Below are 23,543 nucleotides of genomic sequence, written 5' to 3'. Positions count from 1 at the left end.
TGACAAAGAGCACTCTTTCGCGCTCCGCAGTGCCATGATGGTGTGCATGGTCACCTCCGATCCCCGCCAGATCCGTCAGTCCTCCAAGCTGCTGAACGTGCGCTACGACGTACGCGGCCCGATCCTGGAGGAGGCCCAGCGGATGGAAGCGGCCGGGCACCGGATCATGAAACTGAACATCGGCAATCCGGCCCCGTTCGGCTTCGAGGCCCCGGACGCGATCCTCCAGGGCATGTACCAGCACCTGCCGCACGCGCAGGGCTACTCGGACTCCAAGGGCATCTACTCGGCGCGCACCGCCGTCTCCCAGTACTACGAGTCCCGTGGCATCCGGGACATCGGTGTGGAGGACGTGTTCATCGGCAACGGCGTGTCCGAGATGATCGCCATGGTGCTGCAGGCCCTCCTGGACGACGGCGATGAGGTCCTCATCCCCGCCCCCGACTACCCGCTGTGGACCGGGGCCACCACGCTCTGCGGTGGCCGTGCCATGCACTACCGCTGCCTCGAGGAGCAGGGCTGGGAGCCGGACATCGAGCACATCGAGTCGCTGGTCACCGAGCGCACCAAGGCCCTGCTGATCATCAACCCGAACACCCCCACCGGTGCCGTGTACTCGCGTGAGGTGCTCGAGGCCCTCGTGGACGTGGCCCGCCGCCACAACCTGCTGCTGCTCTCGGACGAGATCTACGAGAAGATCCTCTACGACGACGCCGAGCACATCAACACGGCCAGCCTCTCCGACGACGTCGTCACCCTCACCTTCTCCGGGCTCTCCAAGGCCTACCGGGTGGCCGGGTACCGTTCGGGCTGGGTGGCCGTCTCCGGCCCGAAGCACCGCGCCCGGGACTTCCTTGAGGGCCTGACCCTGCTGTCCAACATGCGCATGTGCGCCAACGTGCCCGCCCAGCACGCGATCCAGGTGGCCCTGGGCGGCTACCAGTCCATCAACGACCTCATCCGCCCCGGCGGGCGCCTGCTCGAGCAGCGCAACTACGCCCAGCGTCGCCTGGCCGCGATGCCCGGCGTCACCGTGCACCCCGCCCAGGGCGCGCTCTACCTGTTCCCCCGCCTGGACCCGGAGGTCTACGGCATCAAGGACGATGAGCGCTTCGTGCTCGAGCTGCTGCGGTCCAAGAAGATCCTGGTCTCGCACGGCCGGGCCTTCAACCACACGGACACCGACCACTTCCGCCTGGTGACCCTGCCCAGCGTGGAGGACCTGACCATCGCCCTAGACCGTCTGGAGGACTTCCTCCAGGACTGGCGGGAGCGCCGTGGCTGAGACCGGGCCGGGGCCGTTCAGCGCCCCGGCCCGCACCCTGTTGCGCGCCCGCCGGGCCGACGGCGCCCCCGTGGGTCCGGCCGACGTCGACCCCCATGCCACGCCCGGGGTCGAGGCCGGCAAGGACGACGGCGTCGCCGCGCTCGCGGCCCGTGCCGGCCGTCTGGCCGAGCTGCAGGAGCTCCTCTACGCCCAGTCCACCCGGACGCCCGCCTCCGGGCGGGCGCCGGTGCCCTCGCTGCTGTTGGTGGTGCAGGCCATGGACACCGCCGGCAAGGGCGGGATCATGCGGCACGTGGTGGGGCAGATGGATCCGCAGGGCGTGCAGGTCGCGGCGTTCAAGGCCCCCACGCCGGACGAGCTCCGGCACGACTTCCTGTGGCGGGTGCGCCCCCACCTGCCCGGTCCGGGCGAGGTGGCCGTGTTCGACCGCTCCCACTATGAGGACGTGCTCATCGGCCGGGTGCGGCAGCTCGCCGACGCCGCCGAGATCGAGCGGCGCTACGGGGCGATCCGCGCGTTCGAGGCCGAGTTGGCCGCCTCGGGCACGCAGGTGGTGAAGGTCATGCTGCACATCTCGAAGGACGAGCAGCGCGAGCGCCTGGCCGAGCGCCTGGACCGCCCGGACAAGCACTGGAAGTTCAGCCCCGGGGACATCGACGAGCGCGCCCTCTGGGACGAGTACATGGAGGCCTACCGGGTGGCGCTGTACCGCACGGACGCCACCGACGCCCCGTGGTTCATCGTCCCCGCGGACCGCAAGTGGTACGCCCGCCTGGCCGTGCAGGAGCTGCTGATCGAGACGCTCGAGGGCCTGCACCTGCGCTGGCCGGAGGCGGACTTCGACGTCGCCGAGCAGCGGGCCCGCCTGGCCGCCTCCTGAGCGCCGTGGCGGGGACCGGGACGGTGCCGGCCCCGGTCGGCGGCCCCTTGTCCGCCCGGGGCGGGGTGTGATTGCGTCGGCGGACAACGCTGCGGGCGAAGGGCCCGCGCGCACTCCTGGACCCGACCGAAGGAGCACCCCATGGCTGGCACGCCCAAGCCCCTGTCCGGACGCACCATCGCGTTCCTCGCCACCAATGGCGTGGAGCAGATCGAGCTCACCTCCCCCTGGGAGGCCATCGAGGCCGCCGGCGGCACCCCCGTGCTGGTGTCCCCGCAGGCGGACTCGATCACCGCGATGAACGCGGACTGGAACCACGGCGACTCCTTCGACGTGGACGTCCAGGTGCTCGCCGCCCAGGCCAAGGACTACCACGGCCTGGTGCTGCCTGGCGGCACGCTCAACGCCGACGCCCTGCGCGGCGACGTGGACGCGGTGGCGTTCGTGAAGGCCTTCTTCCAGCAGCACAAGCCCGTGGCCGCGATCTGCCACGCCCCGTGGATCCTGATCAACGCCGGGGTGGCCGAGGAGCGCGAGCTGACCTCCTACAAGACCCTCGAGGCCGACCTGAAGAACGCCGGCGCCCACTGGCGCGACGCCGAGGTCGTGGTGGACGAGGCCCTGGTGACCTCCCGCAACCCGGGAGACCTGCCCGCGTTCAACGCCGCACTCGTGGAGGCCTTCGGCGAGAGCCGCCGCACCGGCCAGGAGAACTGACCGGTCCCGACGCCGGGCTCAGCGGCCGCATGCGGCCGGGCTGAGCGGCCGCAGCCGGCCCGGCTCAGCGGCCGACGTCGGCCCCGCCCTCGGCGGTCTGTGCGCGCACCTGCTCCAAGCGGGTGCGCGCGCCGTCGAGCCAGGACTGGCAGCGGTCCGCGAGGGCCTCGCCCCGCTCCCACAGGGCCAGGGACTCCTCGAGGCCGGCGCCGCCGGTCTCCAGGCGGCCCACGGTCTCCACGAGCTCGGCGCGGGCCTGCTCGTAGCTCATGCGGGCCACATCCGAGGTGTCCGCGGAGGTGAATCCCTCCACCCCGGCCTGGCCCTGCTCCTGCTGCGACGACGTGCTCATGCGGGTGTCCTCTCGTTCTCGGGTGCGGCCGGGGCGGTGCCGGCCGGTCCGTCGGTGGGGGTGGTGTCGGTGACTTGGGCGCCGATCCGGCCGGCGGCCACGAGGATGTCCAGGCGGTCCCCGGGGGCCGCGTCCTGGGCGCGGCGCACGAGGGCCCCCCGGTGTTGGATCACCGCGTAGCCGCGGTCCAGGGTCTGCTGGGGGGAGAGGGCTCGCACCCGGGCCCGGAGCTGGGCCACGGCTTCGGCCTCGCGGACCAGCCGGTGGCCGAGCCCGGCCCGGCCGCGCTCACGCCAGCGGCCGAGGTCCTCCTCGCGGCCGTCCACCATCACCTCGGGGCGGGCCAGCACGGGGCGGGTGCGCAAGGCCTGCAGGCCCTCCTGCTCGGTGCGGACCCGGCGCTCGACGGCGGCCGCCAGGCGCAGCCGGGCGTCGGCGATCCCTGCGGACTCCACGGCGGCGTCGGGAACGATCCGCTTGGCCGCGTCCGTGGGGGTGGAGGCGCGCAGGTCGGCGACGTCGTCGAGCACGGGCCGGTCCGCCTCGTGGCCGATCGCCGAGACCACGGGGGTGCGCGCGGCGGCCACGGCCCGCACGAGGGCCTCATCCGAGAAGGGGAGCACAACCTCCTCCAGGGCGCCGCCGCCGCGGGCGATCACGATGACCTCCACGGCCGGGTTCGCGTCCAGCTCGGACAGGGCCTGCGCCACCTGCCGGGGGGCGTCCGTGCCCTGCACGGCCACCTCGCGCACCTCGAACCGTGCCGCCGGCCAGCGCAGCAGCGTGTTGCGCAGCACGTCCTTCTTCGCGTCCGAGTCCCGGCCGGTGATCAGGCCGATCATGCCCGGCAGCAGCGGCAGCGGACGCTTGCGGGCGGGGGAGGTGAGCCCCTCCTGGGCCAGGGCCCGGCGCAGCAGCTCCACTCGGGCCAGCAGATCGCCCAGGCCCACCGGGCGCAGCTCCTGGACCGTCATGGACAGTCGCCCGGCCTTGAGCCAGAAGCTCGGCTTCACCCGCGCCACCACCCGTGAGCCCTGCTGCACGGTGCCCTCGAAGGTGGCCGCCACGCTGCGCCAGGCCGTCACCGGCAGGGAGACCTCCTGCTCGAGGTCCCGCATGGTCATGTACACGTTGCCGCGGTTGTTCTTGTACTCGATCAGCTGCCCCTCGATCCACGTGGCGGGGGCGCGCTCGATGTGCAGCTTGAGGTTCTCCGAGAGCCGGTGCAGCGGCCAGGGGCGCTCGGCGCTGGTCTCGGCCGCACGCTCGGGAACGACGACGGCGGCCGGGGCCTCGGCCCGTGCGCCGGCGTCCTGGGCGGGGTGGTCCACGCGCTCTCCTCACTGTCGGGGTGGGGCCCGGTACGGCCACACCTCGAGTGTGTCACTACCCTGGGACACGGTAGCGCCCGGCTCGGAGGCCGGCCCCACCGTCCACAGGGGCGCCGCCGGTGACCGACCGTCCCGAAGGGAACCCCATGCGCGTGCTCCGCACTGTCCTCGCCCTCCTCGCGGCCCTGCTGGCCGGCCTGGCCGCCGTGCTCGCGGGCACCGGCGCACTCGTCGAGGAGGCCGCCCGCCGCCCCGAGATGATCCGCGGCATCGCCGAGACCGTCGCCGAGGACCCGGACGTGCGCGCGGCGATCCCCGGCGCCGTCACCGGCGTCCTCGAGGACGCCGTCCCGGACCAGATCCCCGACCAGCTCACCCAGGTCGCCGAGGACATCGTCCGCCCCATCGCCCAGCGCGTCGCCGAGGACCCGGACGTCGCCCGCAGCTGGGGCGAGACCGCCGACCAGGCCCGCCGCGCCTGGCTCCTGGACCTCGCCGAGGCCCGCCGGACCCCCGAGCCCGTGCCCGGCGGCGACTTCACCATCCCCTTCGGCCCCGTCGCCCAGACCGGCGTCGCCGCCGCCCTCGGGGACGTGGAGACGGACCTGCGCGAGAACCGCTACAACCTGCCCGGCCAGGGCCTGCTCGAGCGCATCGTCGGCATGGACGTCGGCGACTGGGCGGCGGACACCATCGTCGCCCCTATGTACGACCGTGCCGCCGCCCTGCGTGACGCCACCGACCTGCGCATGACCGTGCAGGTCGACGCCCTCCGCGAGATCGACCGCACCCAGGTGGCCCGCGGCGTCGCCGCCTCCGTCCACTGGCGCTGGGCCCTGGCCCTGGCCGCCGTGCTCCTGGTGGCCGCCGCCCTCACCGCCCCGATGCGGTGGCGCGGCCCCGCCCTCGCCCTGGCCGGCGTCGTGACCCTCGCCGGCGGACTGCTGCTGCGCTCCATGCTCGGCCCCGAGGACCTCGCCCTCACCGCCCCGGAAGGCTCGCCCCACGGCGTGGTCACCCTCGTGCGGCAGGTCGAGCAGGCCCTGCGCCCGGCCGTCGCCGACGCCGTCCGCCCCTACCCCGACGCCCTCGTCGCCGGGGCAGCGGTGGCGCTCGCGGGCGGGCTCGTGCTGTTCGCCCTCGAACTGCTGGCCGGCCGTGGCAGGAGCACCCGCCCGGCCCGCTGACCGGCCGATAGCATGGACGCCATGTCCGCCACCGCGTCCAGCCCCGTGTCCGCCTCCGCGTCCCGCCCCACCGTGGGCCTGGGGATGCCGCAGGTGCCCCGCACCCGCCGTTCCCGCGCCGAGGTGGAGGCCGCCGCCCCCGTCTCCGGGGACAAGCGCGTCCTGCTGGCCGCCCCCCGCGGCTACTGTGCCGGGGTGGACCGCGCCGTCGTCGCCGTGGAGAAGGCCCTGGAGCACCATGGGGCGCCGGTGTACGTGCGCAAGGAGATCGTGCACAACCGGCATGTGGTGGACACCCTCACCGAGCGCGGCGTGGTGTTCGTGGACGAGCTCGACCAGATCCCCGAGGGTGCCCTCACCGTGTTCTCCGCGCACGGGGTGTCCCCGGCGGTCGTCGAGGAGGCCGGCCGGCGGGACCTGCGCACCATCGACGCGACCTGCCCGCTGGTCACCAAGGTGCACCGTGAGGCTGTGCGCTTCGCCCGCCAGGACAAGCACATCCTGCTCATCGGCCACGAGGGCCACGAGGAGGTTGAGGGCACCTACGGGGAGGCGCCTGAGCACACCACGGTGATCAACGACGTCGCCGAGGCGCGCACCGTGCAGGTGCCGGACCCGGAGAACCTGATCTGGCTGTCCCAGACCACGCTCTCCGTGGACGAGACCCTGGAGATCGTCTCCGTGCTGCGCGAGCGCTTCCCGAACCTGCAGGACCCGCCCTCGGACGACATCTGCTACGCCACCTCCAACCGGCAGGCCGCGATCAAGTCCATCTCCCCGGAGTGCGACCTGGTGATCATCGTCGGCTCGGCGAACTCCTCGAACTCGGTGCGCCTGAAGGAGGTCGCCCAGGAGTACGGGGCCACCCGCGCCGAGCGCGTGGACTACGCCAGCCAGGTGGATGAGGCCTGGTTCGAGGGAGTGGCCACCGTGGGCGTCTCCTCCGGGGCCTCCGTGCCCGAGGTGCTCGTGCAGGAGGTGCTCGCCCTGCTCGCCGAGTACGGCTACACGCAGGTGGACGAGGTGGTCACCGCGGAGGAGGACATCATGTTCTCCCTGCCCAAGGAGTTGCGGGCCGAGCTGAAGAAGGTCGGCGATGAGTCCCGCTCCCTGGGCGGGCGGCGGCGCTCCCAGGGCTGAGCCGGGCACGAGGGCGGCGCGCCGGGATCAGCGAGGGCCGTCGGTCCCCTCCTGCTCCACGCCGAACAGGGGCTGGTCGACGAAGCGCGGGGCGTCCTCGTCCGTGGCGTTGTTCGGGCCCTGGCCGGGGCCCACGAGTTCAGGTGCGGTGAGTGGACGCGGCGCGGCTTCCACACTGCGGATCTCGGGCAGCTCCGGCAGGCCCGGGTCCGCGTCCTTGAGCTTGCGGGCGGCCGGCAGCACCCGGGACTCCACATTGCCCACCAGGCGGTTGTAGCCGTCCACGGCCTGGCGCAGGGAGCCGCCCATGCGGTCCAGGTGGGTGCCCAGGGTGCCGAGCCGTTCGTAGAGTTCGCGGGCGCTGGTGACGATGAACTGGGCGTTCTCGGCCAGGCGTTCCTGCCGCCACGCGTAGGCCACGGACTTCAGGGCTGTCAGCAGGGACACCGGGGCCACGAGGGCCACGTTCTTCGAGAACGCGTGGTCCAGCAGGCCGGCGTCGGCGTCGAGGGCGGCGGCCAGTAGGGACTCGGCCGGCAGGAAGCACAGCACGAGCTCGGGGGAGCGGTCAAGGCCGGTCCAGTAGGCCTTGGAGGCCAGGGCGTCCACGTGGCGGCGCACGGCGGTGGCGTGGCGGGCGGCGAGTTCGGCCCGGCGTTCGGCGGCTTCCTGGCCGGGCTCGTCCGCGAGCGCCTCCGCGGCGAGGGCGTCCCCGATGGGTGCCTTGGCGTCGACGGCGAGGGTCTTGCCGCCGGGGAGGGCGACCACGAGGTCCGGGCGCAGGCGTTCGCCGTCGGCACCGGTGAGGGTGGCCTGTTCGGTGAAGTCCACGTGGTGGAGCATGCCGGCGGCCTCGACCACGCGGCGCAGCTGGGCTTCGCCCCAGTGCCCGCGGGCGCTTGTGGACTTCAGGGTGGCCATGAGGGAGGTGGTCTGGTTGAGCAGGTCGCGGTCTGTGGCGGCGGCGGTGCGCAGCTGCTCGCCGAGCTGGCCGAACTGCTCTACGCGGTCGCGTTCGAGCACGCCCACCTGTTTCTGCAGGGCGGCGAGTTGGTGGCCCAGGGGGGCGAGGGTCTGCAGCACGCGGGACTCGGCTTCCCCGCGGCGGGCGTCCTCGGCGCGCTGCTGGGTGAGGGCGCGGGTTTCGGCGCGGGCGGCGGCGAGTTCCTCGCGGACGCCGGCGTGCTCGGTGCGCAGGGCCTCCAGCTGGGCGACGGCGGCGCCGTCCCCGGTGGCGGTGCCGCGCCGCCACATGAGCCAGGCGCCGAGGATGGCTCCGGCCACGAGGCCGAGGAGTAGGGCCAGCAGGGTGGTCACCGGGCTCATGCTGTCACCGCTCCTGGCGAGGCTGCGGGGCCCCGGCCCCGGCCGCAGCCTCGGCCTGGGCCTTCGCCGCGGCGGCGGCTCGGGCGGCGCGGGCCTCCTGGCGGTAGCGGCGGCGGGGCGGGGGCGCCAGCGGGTTCGGGCCCTCGGCCACCACCTGGGGCTCACCGGTCAGGCGGGGGCCGAGGTCGGTGCCGGGCACGGCCCGGGCGTATTCCACCACCAGGCGGGTGGAGCGGGGACGGGAGGCGTCGAACGCCTCGATCGCGATGGCCAGGCGGGGGCCCAGAGGGGTCTGGACCTCGCCGTCGAACACGGCCACGGCGCGGGCCGGCGTCGGGGAGATCGCCCCCACGGCCTCGGCGGCGTTCTCGGGGGTGAGCTCGGGGATCGGCCACATGCCGCGCTGGTCGTCCGCGGTGACGGCCAGCAGGGTGGGAGTGAAGGCGGGCTCCCGGGTGAGCGTGTCGAACACGTGCTCCACCGCGAGCGTGATCAGCGGGAGCATCTCGTGGCTGGGCGGGGCGGGGGCGGCGTCGTGACTGGAGGGCTGCTCGGTCATGCGCCGAGGCTACCGGGCGCGGCCCGTCCGGGCCGGGCGGAGCCGGTCACAGCCAGCCGCGGTCGCGGGCCACCACGGCGGCCTCGGCGCGGGTGGCGGTGCCGGTCTTGCCGATCGCGGAGGAGAGGTGGTTGCGCACGGTGCCGGGGGAGAGGAAGAGCCGGTCGGCGATCTGCCGGACGGTCGCCCCGGTGAGTGCCTCGCGCAGCACCTCGGCCTCACGCGGGGTGAGCGGAGAGGACCCGGCGGCGAGGGTGTCCACGGCCAGGGAGGGGTCCACCACGCGCTCGCCCCGGGCCACACGGCGCACGGCGTCGGCGAGCTGCTCGGCGGGGGTGTCCTTCACCACGAACCCCTGGGCTCCGGCGGCGAGGGCCCGCTGGAGGTAGCCGGGGCGGCCGAAGGTGGTGACGATCAGCACGGCGCAGTCCAGGCCCTGTTCGCGCAGGGCGACGGTGGCCTCGATCCCGTCCAGGCCGGGCATCTCGATGTCCAGCAGGGCCACGTCCACCCGGTGCTCGACGACGGCGGCGGCCACCTCGGTGCCCGCCCCCACCTGGGCCACGACCTCCAAATCCGGTTCGAGGTCCAGCAGGGCGGCCAGGCCGCCGCGCACGAGCGCCTGGTCGTCGGCGAGCAGCAGGCGCAGCGGCTGCGCCGGGTCGGCGGGGTGGGCCGGGTCAGCGGGGTGGGCGGTGCTCATCGGGTCTCCTCGGGGACGGTGACCTCCAGCAGGGTGCCGGGGCGGGGTCGGCCGGGCTCGGCCTCGGCTAGGTGCACGGTGCCGCCGGCGCGCTCCACGCGGGCGCGCATGCCCGCCAGGCCCTGGCCGGTGCGCGCCCCGGCGGAGGCGGACCGGGAGGCGGAGGGGCCCACGCCGTCGTCGGTCACGCTCAGCCGGCCCGGGGCCAGACGGACCCGCACCGTGTGGGCGTGCGCGTGGCGCAGCACATTGGTGACGGCCTCCCGCAGCACCCAGGCGAACAGGGCGGCCTGCGCGGGCGGGACCTCGGCGACGACGTCGGGGGAGGGGGCGTCCAGGCGCAGGCCGGCGTCCGCGAGGGCGCGGCGGGCCCGGGCCAGCTCGGGGCCGAGCTCGGGGGCGGAGAGCCCGTCGACGGTGCTGCGGACCTCCGCGATGGCGCTGCGGGTGAGCGTGATGATCTCCTCGGCCTCCCGCCGGGCGCGGGCCGGGTCGGCGTCGATGAGCCGGTGCAGCAGCTGGGCCTTCACGTGGACGGCGGTGAGGGAGTGCCCGAGGACGTCGTGCACGTCCCGGGCCACCTGTTCGCGCTGGCGGGCCAGGGCGAGCTCGCCGTGGGCCTGGCGCAGCGAGTCCTCCCGGGCCGTGGTGGTGCGGACGATCATGATGATCGCCAGGGCCAGGCCGATGCCGGCGAGCGCCCCGGTGCCCTGCCCGGCCGGGGTCAGCAGTCCGATGGCGGCCAGCCCGGTCAGGCCGATGCCCGCCCCCACCAGCAGCGGCCAGCGGCCCCGGTGGGTGAACAGCCACACGGCGGCCAGATACGGGGTGGTCATGGGCCCGGCGAGCGGGAGGAGGGCGGACATCCCCACGGCGATCAGCACCAGGGCCGCCGTGTAGGCCACGGTGTTCCCGACGGCGGAGAGCGCGCGCACCGGGGCGGGCGCCACGAACGCGGTCAGGTACACGATGCAGAACGCCGCCGTGAGGGCGGCCAGTGCCCACGCCGTCCCCGGGCGGCCGGCGGCAGTCAGCTCGGCGAGGGCGAATCCCTTGCCGGCCAGGAGGAAGACCAGCCACACCCCGGAGTACCCGAGGGCCAGGGGCCACTCCTCCCGCGGCAGGGTGCGGCGCGGGCACGGTGGTGCGCTCATCGGGCGGTCCCCCGGCGGCGGGCCAGCAGCACGAGCGCCGCGAACACGGCCGTCCAGGTCAGGAGGTTCACCACGGCCAGGCCGAGGGAATCCGTGCGGGCGGTGGCGTCCATGGAGACGACCGTACCCTCCATCTGCGGCCAGCGGGCCAGGACCCCGGCACCGTAGAGCGGGGTGAAGCGGGCGATGTCCAGGACCACCCCGGAGAGCGGGATGAACAGGTTGCCGAAGAACGCGAACACCACCAGCAGGCCGGAGGCGGCGGAGACGGCCGTCTCCGAGCGGAAGAGCAGGGCGGCGGCCAGGCCGTAGAGGGCGAACGGCAGCGAGCCCACCAGCGCGAGGGCCGCCGTGGCCACCCACCGCCCGAGCCCGTCCAGCTCCGCGCCGGTGAGCGCCCCCACCGTGCAGACCAGCGCCACGGGCAGCACCGCCACGGCCAGGGCCACCAGGGCCTTGCCGATCATGTGGTCCCGCGGGGTCAGCGCGGTCAGGGCGAGCTGACGGCCCCACCCGGCCTGACGCTCCGCCGCAGCGGTGCCGGCCAGACCGGTGGTGGCGGTGACCGCCCCGTACAGGGCCATGGAGGTCATGGTGCTGGCCATCACGTTGCCGTGGCCGAGGGGGAACCCGTTCCACTCGCCCAGCGTGCCGAACATCAGGAACAGGGCGGTGGGCAGCACCGCGATGAAGAACAGAGACGAGCCCATGCGCAGCTGGCGCAGCAGGTCACGGCCCACGAACGCGCCCAGGCGGCGGGCCCACGGGCGGGCCGGCCCCAGGGAGGGGGAGGAGAGGCTGGGAGTGAGGCTCATGGTGCGGGTCCTTTCAGCGGGTGAGGTCGAGGAACACATGGTCGAGCGTGGCCTGGTGGGCGGCCATGTCCCGGGCGAGACCGCGGTGCAGCAGGTCCGCGATCAGCCGGTCCGAGACCTGCGCGGCCCCGGTGAAGGTGAAGGCGACGCGCTCGCCGTGGCGGGCGACGGCGTCGTGCGGGAGGCCGTGCTCGGCGGCCACGGCGGCGGGGTCCAGTGCGGAGGTCCAGGTGGCCTCCACGGTGCGCGGGGCGGCCGCGGTGAGCTCGCGGACGGTGCCGTCGGCGCGGATGCGGCCGTCCTGGAGCAGAACGATCCGGTCCGCGGCGTCCGAGGCCTCCTCCAGGTAGTGGGTGGCGAACACCACGGTGCGGCCGCGGTCGGCCTCGGCGTGCATGGTCTCCCAGAACCGGGCGCGGGCACCGACGTCCATGCCGGCGGTGGGCTCGTCCAGGATCAGCAGCTCCGGGTCGGTCAGCAGGGCCAGACCGAAGCGCAGGCGCTGGCGTTCTCCTCCGGAGCAGGCGCGCACCCGCCGGTTCGCCAGGGGCAGCAGCCCGGCCCGATCCATGACCTCGGCCACCGGCAGGTGCCGGCGGTGGCAGCCGGCCACGTAGGCCATGGTCTGGGCCACGGTGAGGTTGTCCAGCAGGCCGCCGGTCTGCAGCACCGCCCCCACCCGTCCGTGGGCGACGGCGGTGTGCGGGTCCGTGCCGAACACGCTGAGCGTGCCGGAGGTGGGGCGGGTGAAGCCGAGCATCATGTCCAGGAGGGTGGTCTTGCCGGCCCCGTTCGGGCCGAGCAGGGCCACGACGGTGCCACGGGGGATCACGAGGTCCACGCCGTCCACCGCGCGGACCGGGCCGAAACTGCGGTGGACTCCGCGGGCGACGACGGCCGCCTCGGTGGTGTCGGTGGCTTCAGCGGCGTCGGCTGTGGGGACGGGGCTGGGAGGAAGGCTCATGCCTCGAGTCTTCCGAGTCGGGGCTGCGAGCGGATGCGGCAGACGTCAGCATGTGGGCATGACGGATGTCATGGGCAGGACGGATGAGGGCGCCGTGCCGGCAGGACGGCGGGCGCCGAGGCTGTCGGCGGGGGCCGGCGTCGTCCTAGCGTGGCGGGCATGAAGCTCACCATCGCCCCCGGGGACATCACCGCCACGCAGGCCGACGCGATCGTCAACGCCGCCAACTCCACGCTGCTCGGCGGCGGGGGAGTGGACGGCGCCATCCACCGCCGGGGTGGCAAGCAGATCCTGGCCGAGTGCCGGCGACTGCGGGAGACCACCCTGCCGGACGGGCTGCCGCAGGGGCAGGCGGTGGCGACCACCGCCGGGGAACTGCCCGCCCACTGGGTCATCCACACGGTGGGGCCGGTGTGGGCGAAGACCATCGACAAGTCGGACATCCTCGCCTCCTGCTACCGCGAGTCCCTGCGGGTGGCGCACGGGCTCGGGGCGCGCACGGTCGCGTTCCCGGCGGTGTCCGCCGGGGTGTACGGGTGGCCGATGGAGGATGCGGCGCGGATCGCCGTCGAGACCTGCGCGGCGATGCGCGAGGAGGTGGGCGACGTCGTCCAGGAGGTGCTGTTCGTGCCCTTCGGCGCTGCCGCCGAGCAGGCGTTCCGGGATGCCCTGGAGTCAGTTGAGCGGAACTGACTCAACTTCGCGGAATAGGGCGCGGCCGGGCCGCGTTGCAGGAGTCAGACGCCGTTCGAGGTGAACGACGAGGAGTCACTGAAGGAGTGATCGAGAATGGCACGCAACGTTGTGGACCCGTTCCGCGAGATGGAGCGCTTCATGAACGGTTTCGCCCGGACCGCGGCGGGGACCGGCTCCATGCCGATGAACCTCTACCGCGAGGGCGACGTGTTCGTCGCCGAGGTGGAGCTGCCCGGCGTCGACCCGTCCACGATCGACGTGGACGTCGAGGAGCGCACCCTCACCATCCGCGCTGAGCGCCGCGAGAAGCCCGCCGCCGAGGACCGCCGCTGGCTCGCCCGTGAGCGCTCCGCCGGCACCTTCGCCCGCCAGCTGACCCTCGGCCAGGGGCTCGCCCTGGACAGGATCGAGGCCGACTACCAGGACGGCGTCCTTACCCTGACCATCCCGGTGGCCGAGCAGGCCAAGCCGCGGAAGATCGAGGTGAAGGTCGGCGGGGCCGACCGGCAGATCTCCGGCGAGGCCGTGGGCACGGAGGGCTGAGACGCCCGTGCTGGGGCCCGCGGCGGTCGCCTCCCCCGACCGGGAGACGGCCGCCGCGGGCCCTTCGTCTGCGTCCGGGGCCGTGGGCGCCCCGGTAGACTCGGCCCGTGGCTTTGACTATCGGATTCGTGGGACTGCCCAATGTGGGCAAGTCGACCCTGTTCAACGCGCTGACGCGCCAGACCGTGCTCGCCGCGAACTACCCGTTCGCGACGATCGAGCCGAACGTGGGCGTGGTGAACCTGCCCGACGAGCGCCTGCCGAAGCTGGCGAAGATCTTCGGCTCCGAGCGGATCCTGCCGGCCACGGTGAGCTTCGTGGACATCGCGGGCATCGTGAAGGGCGCCTCCGAGGGGGAGGGTCTGGGCAACCAGTTCCTCGCGAACATCCGTGAGGCGCACGCGATCGCCCAGGTGGTGCGCGCGTTCGAGGACGGCGACGTCGTCCACGTGGACGGGCGCGTGAACCCCGCCTCGGACATGGAGACCATCAACACCGAGCTGATCATCGCGGACCTGCAGACCGTGGAGAAGGCGCTGCCGCGCGTCGAGAAGGAGGTCAAGGGCAAGAAGAAGGAGCCCGCGGACCTCGAGGCGCTGAAAGCGGCCCAGGCCGTGCTGGAGCGCGGGGACACGATCTTCGCTGCCATGGACACGGACAAGCTGGACATGGACCGGCTCAAGGAGCTGAACCTGCTCACGGCCAAGCCGTTCATCTACGTGTTCAACTCGGACGAGGGCGTGCTGCAGGACGAGGCCAAGCAGGCCGAGCTGCGTGAACTCGTCGCCCCCGCCCAGGCCGTGTTCCTGGACGCCAAGCTCGAGTCCGACCTCGTGGAGCTGGACGAGGAGGAGGCCCGCGAGATGCTCGAGATGGCCGGTCAGACCGAGTCCGGTCTGGACCAGCTGGCGCGTGTGGGCTTCTCCACTCTGGGGTTGCAGACCTACCTGACGGCGGGCCCGAAGGAGACGCGCGCCTGGACCATCCCGGTCGGTGCGACGGCGCCCGAGGCCGCCGGCGTGATCCACACCGACTTCCAGCGCGGCTTCATCAAGGCGGAGATCGTGAGCTTCGACGACCTTGTGGCCGCCGGCTCCATGGCCGAGGCCAAGGCTGCCGGCAAGGTGCGCATGGAGGGCAAGGACTACGTCATGCGCGACGGTGACGTGGTGAGTTTTCGTTTCGCCGTCTAACGTGTAGAGGCGCTGCCGAGTCACGCCGTGAACGTTCTGCATGAATTGGGGCTGCCCGGAAAGCGTCCGAGAGGCCCTTCGCGGCAAGTCAGAACTCCGTGCGCGACCAAGTCGACAGAGAGGTGTGGAGACCCTAGCTTCCGCTCGGTGCTGCCGGTGGGTCGCAGGCGATCGAAACTCTGGAGATCCGTATCCTTAGCGCAGGGGTCTGCACCGCGGCAGGTCCAGAGGAGGAACGTTCATGGAACTTGGGCAACACACGCGACGGAAGTGCTTCATCTCCTATCACCACGATGATGAGTACGAGGTGCAACAGTTCATTCAAGACTTCGATCATGACCAAGACGTCCTCATTGCGCGGGGCATCGGCGCGAGCATGGCCGGAGACATCATCAATAGCACCAACGAGGACTACATCAAGGCGAGGATTCGCGAGAAGTACCTGCGCGATACGACCGTGACCATCGTTCTTGTGGGCAGATGCACGTGGGCTCGCAAGTTCGTGGACTGGGAGGTTGCTGCTTCATTGCGAAACACCTCAACTGCCAGCCGGAGTGGGCTGCTGGCTATCACGCTACCCTCGGCGGCTGACTACTACGACAAGAAGTTGCCTGCACGTGTGCGGGACAACATCATGGGTGCCAGTGGTGAAGATGGATACGCCCGCTGGTGGAAATATCCCAGCAGCGCCAGTAGCCTCGCGAACCTCATCGAGACAGCCTATGACGCGCGCACGTCGCGGGCCCACCTTGTTGACAACAACCGTGACCTTCGGTCCTATAACTCCTCCTGCTGATGCCTGGCCCACTGACCGAAGCGGACCTGCCGGAGTTCTGGCGGAATGCTGATGCTGCATCCCAGAGCGGGCAGAAGTGGACTCTGCGGTACGAGCGCCTGCGGCTGGGAGGGAGCATCGGGGCAGCCCTCGGGGCGGCATTCTCACTCCCCGTGGGGCGCGTAGATCTGGCGGCATCGGTGATCCTGCTTGGTTTCATGGTGGCGCTCATTGCCGAACTCGCTGCATGGGCCCACAAGCCGGCGGAACGTTGGTACGACGGTCGGGCGCTCGCTGAGTCCGCCAAGACACTGGCATGGCGATACGCTGTGGGGGCCGACCCATTCCCCGTCTCTTTGGACCAGTCTGCGGCGAAGGACCTGCTGCGCGAGCGTCTGGCCAAGATCGCTGAGGAGGTATCGGAACGAGTTACGGTCACCGCGCCTGGGCCGCTCGTAACCTCGGGGATGCAGGCCTTGCGCGACGCGCCCTTTCATGAGCGTCGCGAGGCCTACTTGAATGGCCGTACCAAGGATCAGCAGAGTTGGTACGCGACCAAGGCCAATGACAATCGAAAGCACGCTACGGGCTGGCGGATTGCGCTCGTGAGCGCCGAGGTGGTCGCCCTTGTGCTCGCTTCCCTGCGCGCGGTTGGAGGGTGGCGTGTGGACCTTGCAGGCCTCATGGCGGCTCTCATCGCGGCAGGCGCAGCATGGGTGGGCGTGAAACAGTTCTCGCCGCTAGTGGCTGCCTACTCTATGGCCGCGATGGAGCTGGCGATACAGACAGACAAGTTGGAGTCTGTCTCTGAGCAGGACTGGCCGAGCGTGGTTGCTGATGCCGAGGAGGCCATCAGTCGTGAGCACACAATGTGGCTAGCGTCCAGGACGGGGAAGCGGCCGAAGGTGTAGGCGGAGGATGTTGCTCAGGTGTTGACTGAGGGAGCGGCACGGCGACGTCCTGCCTGAAGGTCTCTTCGACGAAGAGAACGCATCAAGCGACCTCTGAACGCTCTATGTCGATCCGACCAGCGCAAATGCACCCGACTGAGGTCGCAGCCCAGACGGTTATCCACATGGTGACGTGGTCGAATTCCGCTTCAATAACTAACCTCTGGGGTTGGATTCGCATTCTGCGGCACTGCTCAATTCGAAAGTCACGACGTCGATGCTGTCTTCCATTTCGAGACCGGGATAGTGCGTGTCGAGGGCTTTGTGCAGTTCGGTCAATGAGGCGAAGCCGTCACGCTGTGCTTGTTCCTCGGTGAGGTCGCAACGGCGTGTGGAAATCACGGAGGTGACCTTCGCGTCGACGGTAGTGACCTCGCCGCTCTCCTTTTCGAAGACGAGCTGTGCTGGCCCAGGTTGGAAGGGATCGTCGACGCGGATGGTCTGGCGCTTGGACCCATCTCTGATGGCCGGCTCGTAGCCTTCCCACATGAAGACCTTTTGTGGGAGTTCCATGGCGCGCCAGTCATAGGCGTGAGGAAGCAGATCGGAGACGCACAGCGCTTCGAGCCCGTTGCTGCCGCGGACAATGCACTGGATGGCGGGGTCGATATCGAACAGCACTTGACGACACTTTCCGCACGGAGAAATCACTTGGCCTGTCGGGCCGTATACCGCGACCACGGTGACAATGGGGTCATCGGGGCATGTGGCCGCGTGGTTGGCCAGTGCGGAGATTTCGCCGCATGGACCGCCGAGGAAATGGAAGGCGTTCAAGCCAAGTACGGTCTGACCTGACCTTGTCAGCAAGGCGGCGGCGACTGTGTGGTCGTTGTCATCGTTGCACCGCTGCGCATGGGCAGCGGCGGTCTCCATAAGCTGTCGGAGTGCGGCGGTGATCATGTCTCGACGCTATCAATCGGAGAGCAAGCCACGCCGAAGCCGGCGAATCCGTGCCTGCGGGCGTGCGTCCTAGAGGTTGGTACGTGCCTGAACCCGGTGGAGCTCCGGTTCAACGTCTGAGGCGCTCGCCGTCCGCTCGCGGCGCGTAGCACGGGTGCTACGCTCGTCGACATGACCACGAGCATCGAGGGGAGCCTGACCCAGCGCGAGCTGCGCAACGAGTCCGGGCGCGTCCTGCGCGACGTCGCCGCCGGCCGCTCCTTCGTGGTCACCAACGCGGGCACGCCCGTCGGACGCCTCATTCCCGTCGAGGGGACGGGTGCGAACTCGTTGACGGTGCGGCCGGCGCGGCGGACCGGAGGTTGAGCCGAAGCGGCCGGCGAGGCCCACAGATCGGCTCGTCGGGCGTCGGAGGTGCTCGATGAGCTGCGCGCGGAGCGCCTGTGAGCGGCAGACGGGTCTACGTGGACACCTCGGCCCTGGCGGCCCTGCTGCTCGACGAGCCGCACCGAGCCGCCGTGATCTCCTGGCTCGACGGCACCGACGCCGAGCTGGTCAGCGGGGACCTGTTGGAGACCGAACTGCGGCGTCTGGCTGTACGCGAGGGGATCGACCAGGCTCGCGTCACACGCCTCCTCGACGGCGTGGCCCTCGCAGCACTCGACCGCGCCGTCTATCGGGGTGCCGGAATGCTCCCCATCCCCGGCCTGCGTTCGCTCGACGCTCTTCACCTCGAGACCGCTCTGCGGCTGGACGTCGATGCGATGCTCACCTACGACCACCGTCTCGCCGGTGCCGCCCAGGCTGTCGGACTCACCGTGGTGGTTCCGGACGATTGAGGCATCACCCGCACCGTCGACGATCGAGGGTGCGCACGTCCCCCGGTGGGGCGTAGAACCGCAGCGACGCCCGAGTCTTCTCGAGGATCACCAGAGCGGCCAGGGCAGCGCGGGCCCCTGACCGCTGGGCGTCGGATAGCGCCCGTCGTCGAGCAGGCGCGCGCACCGCGCGACGAGAGCGCCGATCTCCTCGGCACTGAGCAGCTCCCCGAGCTGCCGGCCGAGTCGGCCGCCGATCTCCTCGAGCACCCGCCCGACGCCGTCGCGCTCCTCGGCGTTCAGCTCCTCACCCAGCCACCCCCACAGCACCGTGCGCAGCTTGTCCTCCACATGGAAGGTGAGCCCGTGGTCTACGCCGTGGCGGTGCCCGGCGGGCATGGCGAGGATGTGGGCGCCCTTGCGGTCGGCGTTGTTCACGATGACGTCGAACACGGCCATCCGGCGCAGCGCGGGCGTGTCCTCGTGGGCCAGCACCACGCGTCGCCCGTCCTCGTCCTCACCCTCCAGCACAGGCAGCCAGCCCGACTCCGGTATCTCCTCCGCCGGGAACAGGTCCACCGCCTGCTGAGCTGGATCCTGCTCCTGCCAGAGCTGCACCATGCCCTCGCCGAACGGGCCGTCACGCAGCCACGTGCGCGGCACGAGGTCCCAGCCGAGGGCCTCGGAGACCAGATACGCGGCCACCTCACGCCGGGCCAGGGTCCCGGCGGGGAAGTCCCACAGCGGCGCCTCGCCCGCCACCGGCTTGTAGACCACCACGGTGTCCCCGATGCTGCCGAGGAACGTGGCGTTGGACGCCGTCGTGATGCGGCCGGTCAGTTTCAGATCACCGCTCGTCAGCTCGGCGCTCAGCGGCTCCTCGCTCACCGCATCCTCCGCGGTCATCGGAGCTCGGGCGGGGTGCAGGCGTGCCCGTCAGGGTCCATGGGGTGGCCGCAGTCCGAGCAGATCGGTCGTCCGGCGTCCACCACCTCCCGGGTGCGCCGCGTGAACGCTCGGGCGGCGCCCACCGGCATCCGGACCAGCACCGCCTCGGACTCCGGCTCGGGGGAGCTGGTCCATCTCGTCGATCGTCTCCGCCATCAGGTCAGCCTGTTGCTTCTCGAGGCCGACGCTCATCAGCTGCGATCCGGGGCGCACCTGTAGGTAGAACCTCCGGACATCCGGCCTTCCGACGGTCCCGCTGACCACCCGGTCTGCCCCGTCCACTTCATGAACGAGCGCTAACGGGGCCGCTCGGCCAGGGCCCCGTCGCCCCGTACTCTCACCTCATGCGCTTCACCCGGGACGAGCTCCAGCAGTTCCGCGACCGCACCGTCCCGGACCTGCTGCCGCACCCGCTCCGCCTGCTCTTCATCGGCATCAACCCGAGCCTGTGGACCGCCGCCACGGGGGCGCACTTCGCCCGCCCCGGTAACCGCTTCTACCCGGCCCTGCACCGCGCCGGGCTCATCTCCCACCCCTTCGATGCCTCCGCCGGCTACCGTCCCGAGGACCTCGCCGAGCTGCACGAGCGCGGCATCGGCATCTCCAACCTCGTGCCCCGGGCCACCGCCCGCGCCGACGAGCTCACCCGGGCCGAACTCGCCTCCGCCCCCGCGCGCCTGGACGCGCTCGTCGCCACTCACGCGCCCGCCGTCGTCGCCGTCCTCGGAGTGACCGCCTACCGGCAGGCCTTCGCGCAGCCGAAGGCGCGCCTGGGGGAGCAAGACTCACCCTGGCCGGGCACCCGGCTGTTCGTCGCCTCCAACCCGAGCGGGCTCAACGCCCACGCCACCGTGGACGCGCTCGCCGCCGAGTACCGGGCCGTGGGGGAGACTGCCGGGATCCTCGCGCCCTGACGGCGGCGGTGGATACTTGGGCGCCCTGGAGGCCGCCCTGCGATACTTGGCCCATGACGACGATGGTGAGGCTCGATCACGCGGCGGTCGCCCGCGCGGCGCGACGCCATGGCGTGGAGCGGCTGCAGATCTTCGGGTCCGCCGTGACAGGAGACCTTCGCCCCGACAGCGACGTCGACTTCCTGGTGGACTTCCTGCCCGGTCGTCCAGACGCCTTCGAGGACTACACGGCGCTGCATGCTGAACTCAGCCGGATCATGGCGCGCCCGGTGGACCTCGTCGTCCGTCGCGCCATCCGCAACCCGTACTTCCGCGCGAACGTGGAGAGCCAGGCTGAGGACGTCTATGTTCAGCAGGATTGAGGGGCACCTCTGGGATGCGAGAGAGGCGTGTCTCGCGGCCCTCGCCTTCGTCGGATCTCTGACGCAGGAAGAGTTCAACGCGAGTGCGTTGCACCGCTCAGCGGTCGAGCGACAGCTGGAGATCCTCGGCGAAGCCCTCAACCGATTGCGCCGCGATGACCTGGCGACGGCGCAACTCATCGACGGTGTGGATCAGGCGATCGGTATGCGCAACATTCTTGCCCACGAGTATGGCGTGATTGACCAGGCCATTGTGTGGTCGGTTGTCACTCGGCACCTGCCGTCCATGGCTGATCAACTCGGCTTTGTGCTGGACCGCAGGCAGTCGCCCTCTTGAGTAGTCCCTGACGGAACCGTCCGGTCAGCGCAGGGCGGCGACGGCGTCGTCGATGGCGGACTTCCACTCCAGGCGGCGCGGCAGCACGAACGAGCGCACCGAGCCGTCGGCCAGATCCACGGCCAGGGAGTTCGGGCCCAACGGGATCAGATTGAGGAACTTCGTCCACACCGGGCGGGTGCCCTGGACCTCGCGCAGCGGCACCTCCACGGCGTCGGACTGCACATTGAAGCTGTGCGGGGTGAACACGAGCCGGTCCGCGAACAGCTCCAGGTGGCCGCCGGCGGTCTCCAGGCCGCGCTGCATGTTCGCCCGGCCCTTCTTGAGGGCGGCCTGCGGGGACTCGGCGTTCGGGGTGCTCATGGGGATCCTCTCGGGTCGTCGTCCGGGACGTGGCGTCCGGTGGGTGGACGGGCTGCCGGCGGGGGCCGGCGTCGTCGCTCTCATCGTAGAAGGTTCACGCACCCGGATCTCGACGGGGGTCGGGGCGGCGCATGACGGGGAGCGTTATTGACGCGTGGCGTTATGCTCGGCGCCCAGGGCGTACCTGCTTCCCCAGGCGTGACGGAGCCGCCGCCTGAGCCCCACGACGCCGGCCCTCCGCCCGCCTGCACCCGTCACCTCCTCTCCGAACAGGAGCCCCTCATGACCGCCACCCTCGTCGCCGCGCACCTCGCCGGCGGGCACGGCCACCGCACCCTCTTCGAGGGCCTGGACCTCACGGTCGCGCCGGGGGACGTCGTCGGCGTCGTCGGGGCCAACGGGGCGGGCAAGTCCACCCTGCTGCGCATCCTCGGCGGGGACCTCGCGCCCCAGGCGGGCACGGTCAGCCTCGCCCCGGCGGACGCGTTCGTCGGCTGGCTCCCGCAGGAGCACGAGCGCGTGCCGGGGGAGAGCGTCACCGCGTACATCGGCCGCCGCACCGGCTGCGCCGCAGCCCAGGCGGAGATGGACGCCGCCGCCGAGGACCTCGCCGACCCGGCCGACCCGGACGCCGCCGCGGACCGCTACAACACCGCCCTGAACCGCTGGCTCGCCTCCGGTGCCGCAGACCTCGACGAGCGTGTGCCCGCCGTCCTCGCCGACCTCGGCCTGGACCTGCCCGCTGGCCCGGACGCCACCGCCATGACCTCCCTCTCCGGCGGCCAAGCCGCCCGGGTGGGCCTGGCCGCGCTGCTGCTCTCCCGCTTCGACATCGTCCTTCTGGACGAGCCCACCAACGACCTCGACCTCGACGGCCTCGAGCGTCTGGAGACCTTCGTGCGGGAGCTGCGCGGCGGCGTCGTGCTGGTGTCCCACGACCGCGAATTCCTGGCCCGCACCGTCACCCGCGTGCTCGAGCTGGACCTCGCCCAGCACTCCAACCGCGTGTACGGCGGCGGCTACGAGGCCTACCTGGAGGAGCGCGCCACCCTGCGCCGCCAGGCCCGTGAGAAGTACGAGGAGTTCGCCGAGCAGAAGGCGGACCTCGTCTCCCGGGCCCGCACTCAGCGGGAGTGGTCCAGCAAGGGGGCCCGCAACGCCATCCGCAAGGCCCCTGACAACGACAAGCTCCGCGCCCGGGCCAACAGCGAGTCCTCCGAGAAGCAGGCGCAGAAGGTCCGCCAGATGGAGTCCCGCATCGCCCGGCTCGAGGAGGTGGAGGAGCCCCGCAAGGAGTGGCGGCTCGAGTTCACCATCGGGGCGGCGCCGCGGTCGTCCTCGGTGGTGGCCACCCTCAACGACGCCGTGTTCCGGCAGGGCGGGTTCACCCTCGGGCCGGTGTCCGTGCAGGTCAACGCGGGGGAGCGGATCGGCATCACGGGTCCGAACGGGGCCGGCAAGTCCACCCTGCTGCGGGGCCTGCTCGGCCACCAGGCCCCCGACGACGGCGCCGCGCACCTGGGTGTGTCCGTCGCCGTGGGGGAGATCGACCAGGCGCGCGGGCAGCTGACCGGCGACCGGCCGCTCGCCGAGGTGTTCGAGGCGCAGGTGCCCGAGATGAGCTCCGGGGACGTGCGCACCCTGCTGGCGAAGTTCGGGCTCAAGGCGGACCACGTGACCCGGCCGGCCGGCGAGCTCTCACCGGGCGAGCGCACCCGCGCGTCGCTGGCGCTGCTGCAGGCCCGCGGGGTGAACGTGCTGGTGCTCGACGAGCCCACCAATCACCTGGACCTGGAGGCCATCGAGCAGCTCGAGCAGGCCCTGGAGACCTACGACGGCGCCCTGCTGCTGGTGACCCACGACCGCCGCATGCTGGACGCCGTGCGCCTGGACCGCCGCTGGCAGGTGGAGGGTGGGCAGGTTCGGGAGCTGTGAGGGTGGGGTGTGGTGCGGGGGCGGTGGGCTGGGGTGCGGGGGTGGTGCGATGCCGGCCTGTGGAGAACGTATGGACACCTGCGGGCGTGTGCGTAGACTCTGAGTCACGGTGCCGCTCACGTTCCTGCGAACGGGAAGAGCTGTGTGATCAGCTGCAGGGTGGTGCTTCCGGTTCAGGACGTCTCCTTGAGGGGGAAGCTGATGACACTGTCGGAGAAGAACGCTCCTGTGGAGCGGCGGGTGAAGGCGGCGGCCCTGACGGCCGGCCTGGCGCTCACGGTGACCGCCTGCTGGGGCGGGGGTGGGGAGCCGGCCGAGTCCGCGTCGCCCACCGGTTCGCCGAGCACGACGACGGCGGCCGCGGAATCGACGCAGGCCGCGTCGAGTAGTGCT

28 protein-coding genes and 1 pseudogene are annotated in these 23,543 nt (G+C 71.7%); 16 read left to right on the top strand and 13 right to left on the bottom strand.

Features of this window, described 5'->3' with window-relative positions:
• Nucleotides 1–46 precede the first annotated feature (46 nt).
• The 3 genes from SPI96_RS08025 to SPI96_RS08015 all read left to right on the top strand — a co-directional run bounded on the left by SPI96_RS08025 (nt 47) and on the right by SPI96_RS08015 (nt 2,885).
• Nucleotides 47–1,285 carry a pyridoxal phosphate-dependent aminotransferase gene (locus SPI96_RS08025; protein WP_321081845.1) on the top strand — a complete coding sequence of 413 codons (1,239 nt, stop codon included), beginning with the start codon at nt 47–49 and terminating at the stop codon, nt 1,283–1,285.
• 37 nt (nt 1,286–1,322) lie between these two features.
• Nucleotides 1,323–2,168: a PPK2 family polyphosphate kinase gene (locus SPI96_RS08020; protein ID WP_321081869.1), complete on the top strand. Its 846-nt coding sequence runs from the start codon at nt 1,323–1,325 to the stop codon at nt 2,166–2,168.
• A 141-nt stretch (nt 2,169–2,309) separates the two neighbouring features.
• Complete coding sequence (locus tag SPI96_RS08015) at nt 2,310–2,885, top strand: type 1 glutamine amidotransferase domain-containing protein (RefSeq protein ID WP_321081844.1); 576 nt, start codon at nt 2,310–2,312, stop codon at nt 2,883–2,885.
• A 64-nt stretch (nt 2,886–2,949) separates the two neighbouring features.
• Here the strand turns inward: SPI96_RS08015 and SPI96_RS08010 are convergent, their stop codons facing one another.
• Together SPI96_RS08010 and xseA are read right to left on the bottom strand one after the other, a co-directional pair.
• Nucleotides 2,950–3,237: an exodeoxyribonuclease VII small subunit gene (locus SPI96_RS08010; RefSeq protein WP_321081843.1), complete on the bottom strand. Its 288-nt coding sequence runs from the start codon at nt 3,235–3,237 to the stop codon at nt 2,950–2,952.
• Nucleotides 3,234–4,568, bottom strand: a complete 1,335-nt coding sequence (xseA, locus tag SPI96_RS08005) for an exodeoxyribonuclease VII large subunit (protein WP_321081841.1) — start codon at nt 4,566–4,568, stop codon at nt 3,234–3,236. Before xseA ends, SPI96_RS08010 begins: the two co-directional genes overlap by 4 nt.
• A 152-nt stretch (nt 4,569–4,720) precedes the next feature.
• On the opposite strand from xseA, the gene SPI96_RS08000 reads away from it, so the two are divergent.
• A complete protein-coding gene (locus tag SPI96_RS08000) occupies nt 4,721–5,755 on the top strand; it encodes a hypothetical protein (protein WP_321081840.1) in 1,035 nt (344 codons plus the stop codon).
• A 21-nt stretch (nt 5,756–5,776) separates the two neighbouring features.
• On the top strand, nt 5,777–6,895 hold the full coding sequence (locus SPI96_RS07995) for a 4-hydroxy-3-methylbut-2-enyl diphosphate reductase (protein ID WP_321081839.1): 1,119 nt from the start codon (nt 5,777–5,779) through the stop codon (nt 6,893–6,895).
• Nucleotides 6,896–6,922: 27 nt separating this feature from the next.
• Here SPI96_RS07995 and rmuC read toward each other — a convergent pair whose 3' ends face one another.
• From rmuC to SPI96_RS07965, 6 genes are read right to left on the bottom strand one after another with little or no spacing between them, the layout of a single operon-like run.
• Nucleotides 6,923–8,221: a DNA recombination protein RmuC gene (gene rmuC / locus SPI96_RS07990; RefSeq protein WP_321081838.1), complete on the bottom strand. Its 1,299-nt coding sequence runs from the start codon at nt 8,219–8,221 to the stop codon at nt 6,923–6,925.
• Nucleotides 8,222–8,225: 4 nt separating this feature from the next.
• The gene (locus tag SPI96_RS07985) at nt 8,226–8,780 is read right to left on the bottom strand and encodes a hypothetical protein (RefSeq protein ID WP_321081837.1); all 555 of its coding nucleotides are present in this window, start codon (nt 8,778–8,780) and stop codon (nt 8,226–8,228) included.
• Nucleotides 8,781–8,826: 46 nt separating this feature from the next.
• Nucleotides 8,827–9,483, bottom strand: coding sequence for a response regulator transcription factor (locus SPI96_RS07980; protein WP_321081836.1), 657 nt, complete (start codon nt 9,481–9,483; stop codon nt 8,827–8,829).
• Complete coding sequence (locus SPI96_RS07975; protein ID WP_321081835.1) at nt 9,480–10,637, bottom strand: sensor histidine kinase; 1,158 nt, start codon at nt 10,635–10,637, stop codon at nt 9,480–9,482. Before SPI96_RS07975 ends, SPI96_RS07980 begins: the two co-directional genes overlap by 4 nt.
• Nucleotides 10,634–11,452 (bottom strand): ABC transporter permease, encoded by an 819-nt coding sequence (locus SPI96_RS07970; RefSeq protein ID WP_321081834.1) that lies wholly within the window; start codon nt 11,450–11,452, stop codon nt 10,634–10,636. Before SPI96_RS07970 ends, SPI96_RS07975 begins: the two co-directional genes overlap by 4 nt.
• A gap of 13 nt (nt 11,453–11,465) precedes the next feature.
• On the bottom strand, nt 11,466–12,416 hold the full coding sequence (locus SPI96_RS07965) for an ABC transporter ATP-binding protein (protein ID WP_321081833.1): 951 nt from the start codon (nt 12,414–12,416) through the stop codon (nt 11,466–11,468).
• 159 nt (nt 12,417–12,575) lie between these two features.
• Here SPI96_RS07965 and SPI96_RS07960 point away from each other — a divergent pair, with 159 nt between their 5' ends.
• The 5 genes from SPI96_RS07960 (at nt 12,576) to SPI96_RS07940 (ending at nt 16,534) form a co-directional block, all read left to right on the top strand.
• The gene (locus SPI96_RS07960) at nt 12,576–13,109 is read left to right on the top strand and encodes an O-acetyl-ADP-ribose deacetylase (protein WP_321081832.1); all 534 of its coding nucleotides are present in this window, start codon (nt 12,576–12,578) and stop codon (nt 13,107–13,109) included.
• 96 nt (nt 13,110–13,205) lie between these two features.
• Nucleotides 13,206–13,655 carry an Hsp20/alpha crystallin family protein gene (locus SPI96_RS07955; RefSeq protein WP_321081831.1) on the top strand — a complete coding sequence of 150 codons (450 nt, stop codon included), beginning with the start codon at nt 13,206–13,208 and terminating at the stop codon, nt 13,653–13,655.
• Between the two features lie 107 nt (nt 13,656–13,762).
• The gene (gene ychF, locus SPI96_RS07950) at nt 13,763–14,848 is read left to right on the top strand and encodes a redox-regulated ATPase YchF (protein WP_321081830.1); all 1,086 of its coding nucleotides are present in this window, start codon (nt 13,763–13,765) and stop codon (nt 14,846–14,848) included.
• 241 nt (nt 14,849–15,089) lie between these two features.
• On the top strand, nt 15,090–15,644 hold the full coding sequence (locus SPI96_RS07945) for a TIR domain-containing protein (RefSeq protein WP_321081829.1): 555 nt from the start codon (nt 15,090–15,092) through the stop codon (nt 15,642–15,644).
• Nucleotides 15,644–16,534 (top strand): DUF4231 domain-containing protein, encoded by an 891-nt coding sequence (locus tag SPI96_RS07940; protein WP_321081828.1) that lies wholly within the window; start codon nt 15,644–15,646, stop codon nt 16,532–16,534. Before SPI96_RS07945 ends, SPI96_RS07940 begins: the two co-directional genes overlap by 1 nt.
• A gap of 195 nt (nt 16,535–16,729) precedes the next feature.
• Here SPI96_RS07940 and SPI96_RS07935 read toward each other — a convergent pair whose 3' ends face one another.
• Nucleotides 16,730–17,473, bottom strand: a complete 744-nt coding sequence (locus tag SPI96_RS07935) for an ASCH domain-containing protein (protein ID WP_321081827.1) — start codon at nt 17,471–17,473, stop codon at nt 16,730–16,732.
• Nucleotides 17,474–17,644: 171 nt separating this feature from the next.
• On the opposite strand from SPI96_RS07935, the gene SPI96_RS07930 reads away from it, so the two are divergent.
• Nucleotides 17,645–17,839: a type II toxin-antitoxin system prevent-host-death family antitoxin gene (locus tag SPI96_RS07930; RefSeq protein ID WP_321081826.1), complete on the top strand. Its 195-nt coding sequence runs from the start codon at nt 17,645–17,647 to the stop codon at nt 17,837–17,839.
• Between the two features lie 77 nt (nt 17,840–17,916).
• Entirely contained in the window at nt 17,917–18,312 is a 396-nt protein-coding gene (locus tag SPI96_RS07925; protein WP_321081825.1) for a type II toxin-antitoxin system VapC family toxin, read from the top strand.
• 87 nt (nt 18,313–18,399) lie between these two features.
• Here the strand turns inward: SPI96_RS07925 and SPI96_RS07920 are convergent, their stop codons facing one another.
• Together SPI96_RS07920 and SPI96_RS07915 are read right to left on the bottom strand one after the other, a co-directional pair.
• A complete protein-coding gene (locus SPI96_RS07920) occupies nt 18,400–19,197 on the bottom strand; it encodes an SCO1664 family protein (protein WP_414601931.1) in 798 nt (265 codons plus the stop codon).
• Nucleotides 19,194–19,521: pseudogene (locus SPI96_RS07915) on the bottom strand (DUF3090 family protein). The gene SPI96_RS07920 and the pseudogene SPI96_RS07915 overlap by 4 nt, the downstream one beginning before the upstream one ends.
• A 62-nt stretch (nt 19,522–19,583) precedes the next feature.
• Between SPI96_RS07915 and SPI96_RS07910 the strand changes: the two are divergent.
• From SPI96_RS07910 to SPI96_RS07900, 3 genes are read left to right on the top strand one after another with little or no spacing between them, the layout of a single operon-like run.
• On the top strand, nt 19,584–20,153 hold the full coding sequence (locus SPI96_RS07910; RefSeq protein ID WP_321081823.1) for a mismatch-specific DNA-glycosylase: 570 nt from the start codon (nt 19,584–19,586) through the stop codon (nt 20,151–20,153).
• 53 nt (nt 20,154–20,206) lie between these two features.
• On the top strand, nt 20,207–20,515 hold the full coding sequence (locus SPI96_RS07905; RefSeq protein ID WP_321081822.1) for a nucleotidyltransferase family protein: 309 nt from the start codon (nt 20,207–20,209) through the stop codon (nt 20,513–20,515).
• Nucleotides 20,499–20,852 (top strand): DUF86 domain-containing protein, encoded by a 354-nt coding sequence (locus SPI96_RS07900; RefSeq protein ID WP_321081821.1) that lies wholly within the window; start codon nt 20,499–20,501, stop codon nt 20,850–20,852. The genes SPI96_RS07905 and SPI96_RS07900 overlap by 17 nt, the downstream gene beginning before the upstream one ends.
• Nucleotides 20,853–20,876: 24 nt before the next feature.
• On the opposite strand, the gene SPI96_RS07895 is transcribed toward SPI96_RS07900, so the two are convergent.
• Nucleotides 20,877–21,215 (bottom strand): hypothetical protein, encoded by a 339-nt coding sequence (locus SPI96_RS07895; protein ID WP_321081820.1) that lies wholly within the window; start codon nt 21,213–21,215, stop codon nt 20,877–20,879.
• A 282-nt stretch (nt 21,216–21,497) separates the two neighbouring features.
• On the opposite strand from SPI96_RS07895, the gene SPI96_RS07890 reads away from it, so the two are divergent.
• The gene (locus SPI96_RS07890; RefSeq protein ID WP_321081819.1) at nt 21,498–23,150 is read left to right on the top strand and encodes an ABC-F family ATP-binding cassette domain-containing protein; all 1,653 of its coding nucleotides are present in this window, start codon (nt 21,498–21,500) and stop codon (nt 23,148–23,150) included.
• A 173-nt stretch (nt 23,151–23,323) separates the two neighbouring features.
• On the opposite strand, the gene SPI96_RS07885 is transcribed toward SPI96_RS07890, so the two are convergent.
• On the bottom strand, nt 23,324–23,543 hold a 220-nt coding region (locus SPI96_RS07885; protein WP_321080835.1), incomplete at its 5' end, for a hypothetical protein.

This window comes from Micrococcus sp. (assembly GCF_034179925.1).
Taxonomy (GTDB): domain Bacteria; phylum Actinomycetota; class Actinomycetes; order Actinomycetales; family Micrococcaceae; genus Micrococcus.
The sequence above is the reverse complement of the archived record's forward strand: the minus strand, read 5'-3'. Positions and strand labels throughout refer to the sequence as shown.

What these genes read in the sequence shown, in the direction of transcription:
- SPI96_RS08025 (WP_321081845.1), top strand. Translation starts at nt 47, where the DNA reads ATGGTCACCTCCGATCCCCGCCAGATCCGTCAGTCCTCCAAGCTGCTG.
- SPI96_RS08015 (WP_321081844.1), top strand. Translation starts at nt 2,310, where the DNA reads ATGGCTGGCACGCCCAAGCCCCTGTCCGGACGCACCATCGCGTTCCTC.
- SPI96_RS08010 (WP_321081843.1), bottom strand. Translation starts at nt 3,237, where the DNA reads ATGAGCACGTCGTCGCAGCAGGAGCAGGGCCAGGCCGGGGTGGAGGGA.
- SPI96_RS07995 (WP_321081839.1), top strand. Translation starts at nt 5,777, where the DNA reads ATGTCCGCCACCGCGTCCAGCCCCGTGTCCGCCTCCGCGTCCCGCCCC.
- rmuC (WP_321081838.1), bottom strand. Translation starts at nt 8,221, where the DNA reads ATGAGCCCGGTGACCACCCTGCTGGCCCTACTCCTCGGCCTCGTGGCC.
- SPI96_RS07985 (WP_321081837.1), bottom strand. Translation starts at nt 8,780, where the DNA reads ATGACCGAGCAGCCCTCCAGTCACGACGCCGCCCCCGCCCCGCCCAGC.
- SPI96_RS07980 (WP_321081836.1), bottom strand. Translation starts at nt 9,483, where the DNA reads ATGAGCACCGCCCACCCCGCTGACCCGGCCCACCCCGCCGACCCGGCG.
- SPI96_RS07975 (WP_321081835.1), bottom strand. Translation starts at nt 10,637, where the DNA reads ATGAGCGCACCACCGTGCCCGCGCCGCACCCTGCCGCGGGAGGAGTGG.
- SPI96_RS07970 (WP_321081834.1), bottom strand. Translation starts at nt 11,452, where the DNA reads ATGAGCCTCACTCCCAGCCTCTCCTCCCCCTCCCTGGGGCCGGCCCGC.
- SPI96_RS07965 (WP_321081833.1), bottom strand. Translation starts at nt 12,416, where the DNA reads ATGAGCCTTCCTCCCAGCCCCGTCCCCACAGCCGACGCCGCTGAAGCC.
- SPI96_RS07960 (WP_321081832.1), top strand. Translation starts at nt 12,576, where the DNA reads ATGAAGCTCACCATCGCCCCCGGGGACATCACCGCCACGCAGGCCGAC.
- SPI96_RS07955 (WP_321081831.1), top strand. Translation starts at nt 13,206, where the DNA reads ATGGCACGCAACGTTGTGGACCCGTTCCGCGAGATGGAGCGCTTCATG.
- SPI96_RS07945 (WP_321081829.1), top strand. Translation starts at nt 15,090, where the DNA reads ATGGAACTTGGGCAACACACGCGACGGAAGTGCTTCATCTCCTATCAC.
- SPI96_RS07940 (WP_321081828.1), top strand. Translation starts at nt 15,644, where the DNA reads ATGCCTGGCCCACTGACCGAAGCGGACCTGCCGGAGTTCTGGCGGAAT.
- SPI96_RS07935 (WP_321081827.1), bottom strand. Translation starts at nt 17,473, where the DNA reads ATGATCACCGCCGCACTCCGACAGCTTATGGAGACCGCCGCTGCCCAT.
- SPI96_RS07930 (WP_321081826.1), top strand. Translation starts at nt 17,645, where the DNA reads ATGACCACGAGCATCGAGGGGAGCCTGACCCAGCGCGAGCTGCGCAAC.
- SPI96_RS07920 (WP_414601931.1), bottom strand. Translation starts at nt 19,197, where the DNA reads ATGACCGCGGAGGATGCGGTGAGCGAGGAGCCGCTGAGCGCCGAGCTG.
- SPI96_RS07910 (WP_321081823.1), top strand. Translation starts at nt 19,584, where the DNA reads ATGCGCTTCACCCGGGACGAGCTCCAGCAGTTCCGCGACCGCACCGTC.
- SPI96_RS07905 (WP_321081822.1), top strand. Translation starts at nt 20,207, where the DNA reads ATGACGACGATGGTGAGGCTCGATCACGCGGCGGTCGCCCGCGCGGCG.
- SPI96_RS07900 (WP_321081821.1), top strand. Translation starts at nt 20,499, where the DNA reads ATGTTCAGCAGGATTGAGGGGCACCTCTGGGATGCGAGAGAGGCGTGT.
- SPI96_RS07895 (WP_321081820.1), bottom strand. Translation starts at nt 21,215, where the DNA reads ATGAGCACCCCGAACGCCGAGTCCCCGCAGGCCGCCCTCAAGAAGGGC.
- SPI96_RS07890 (WP_321081819.1), top strand. Translation starts at nt 21,498, where the DNA reads ATGACCGCCACCCTCGTCGCCGCGCACCTCGCCGGCGGGCACGGCCAC.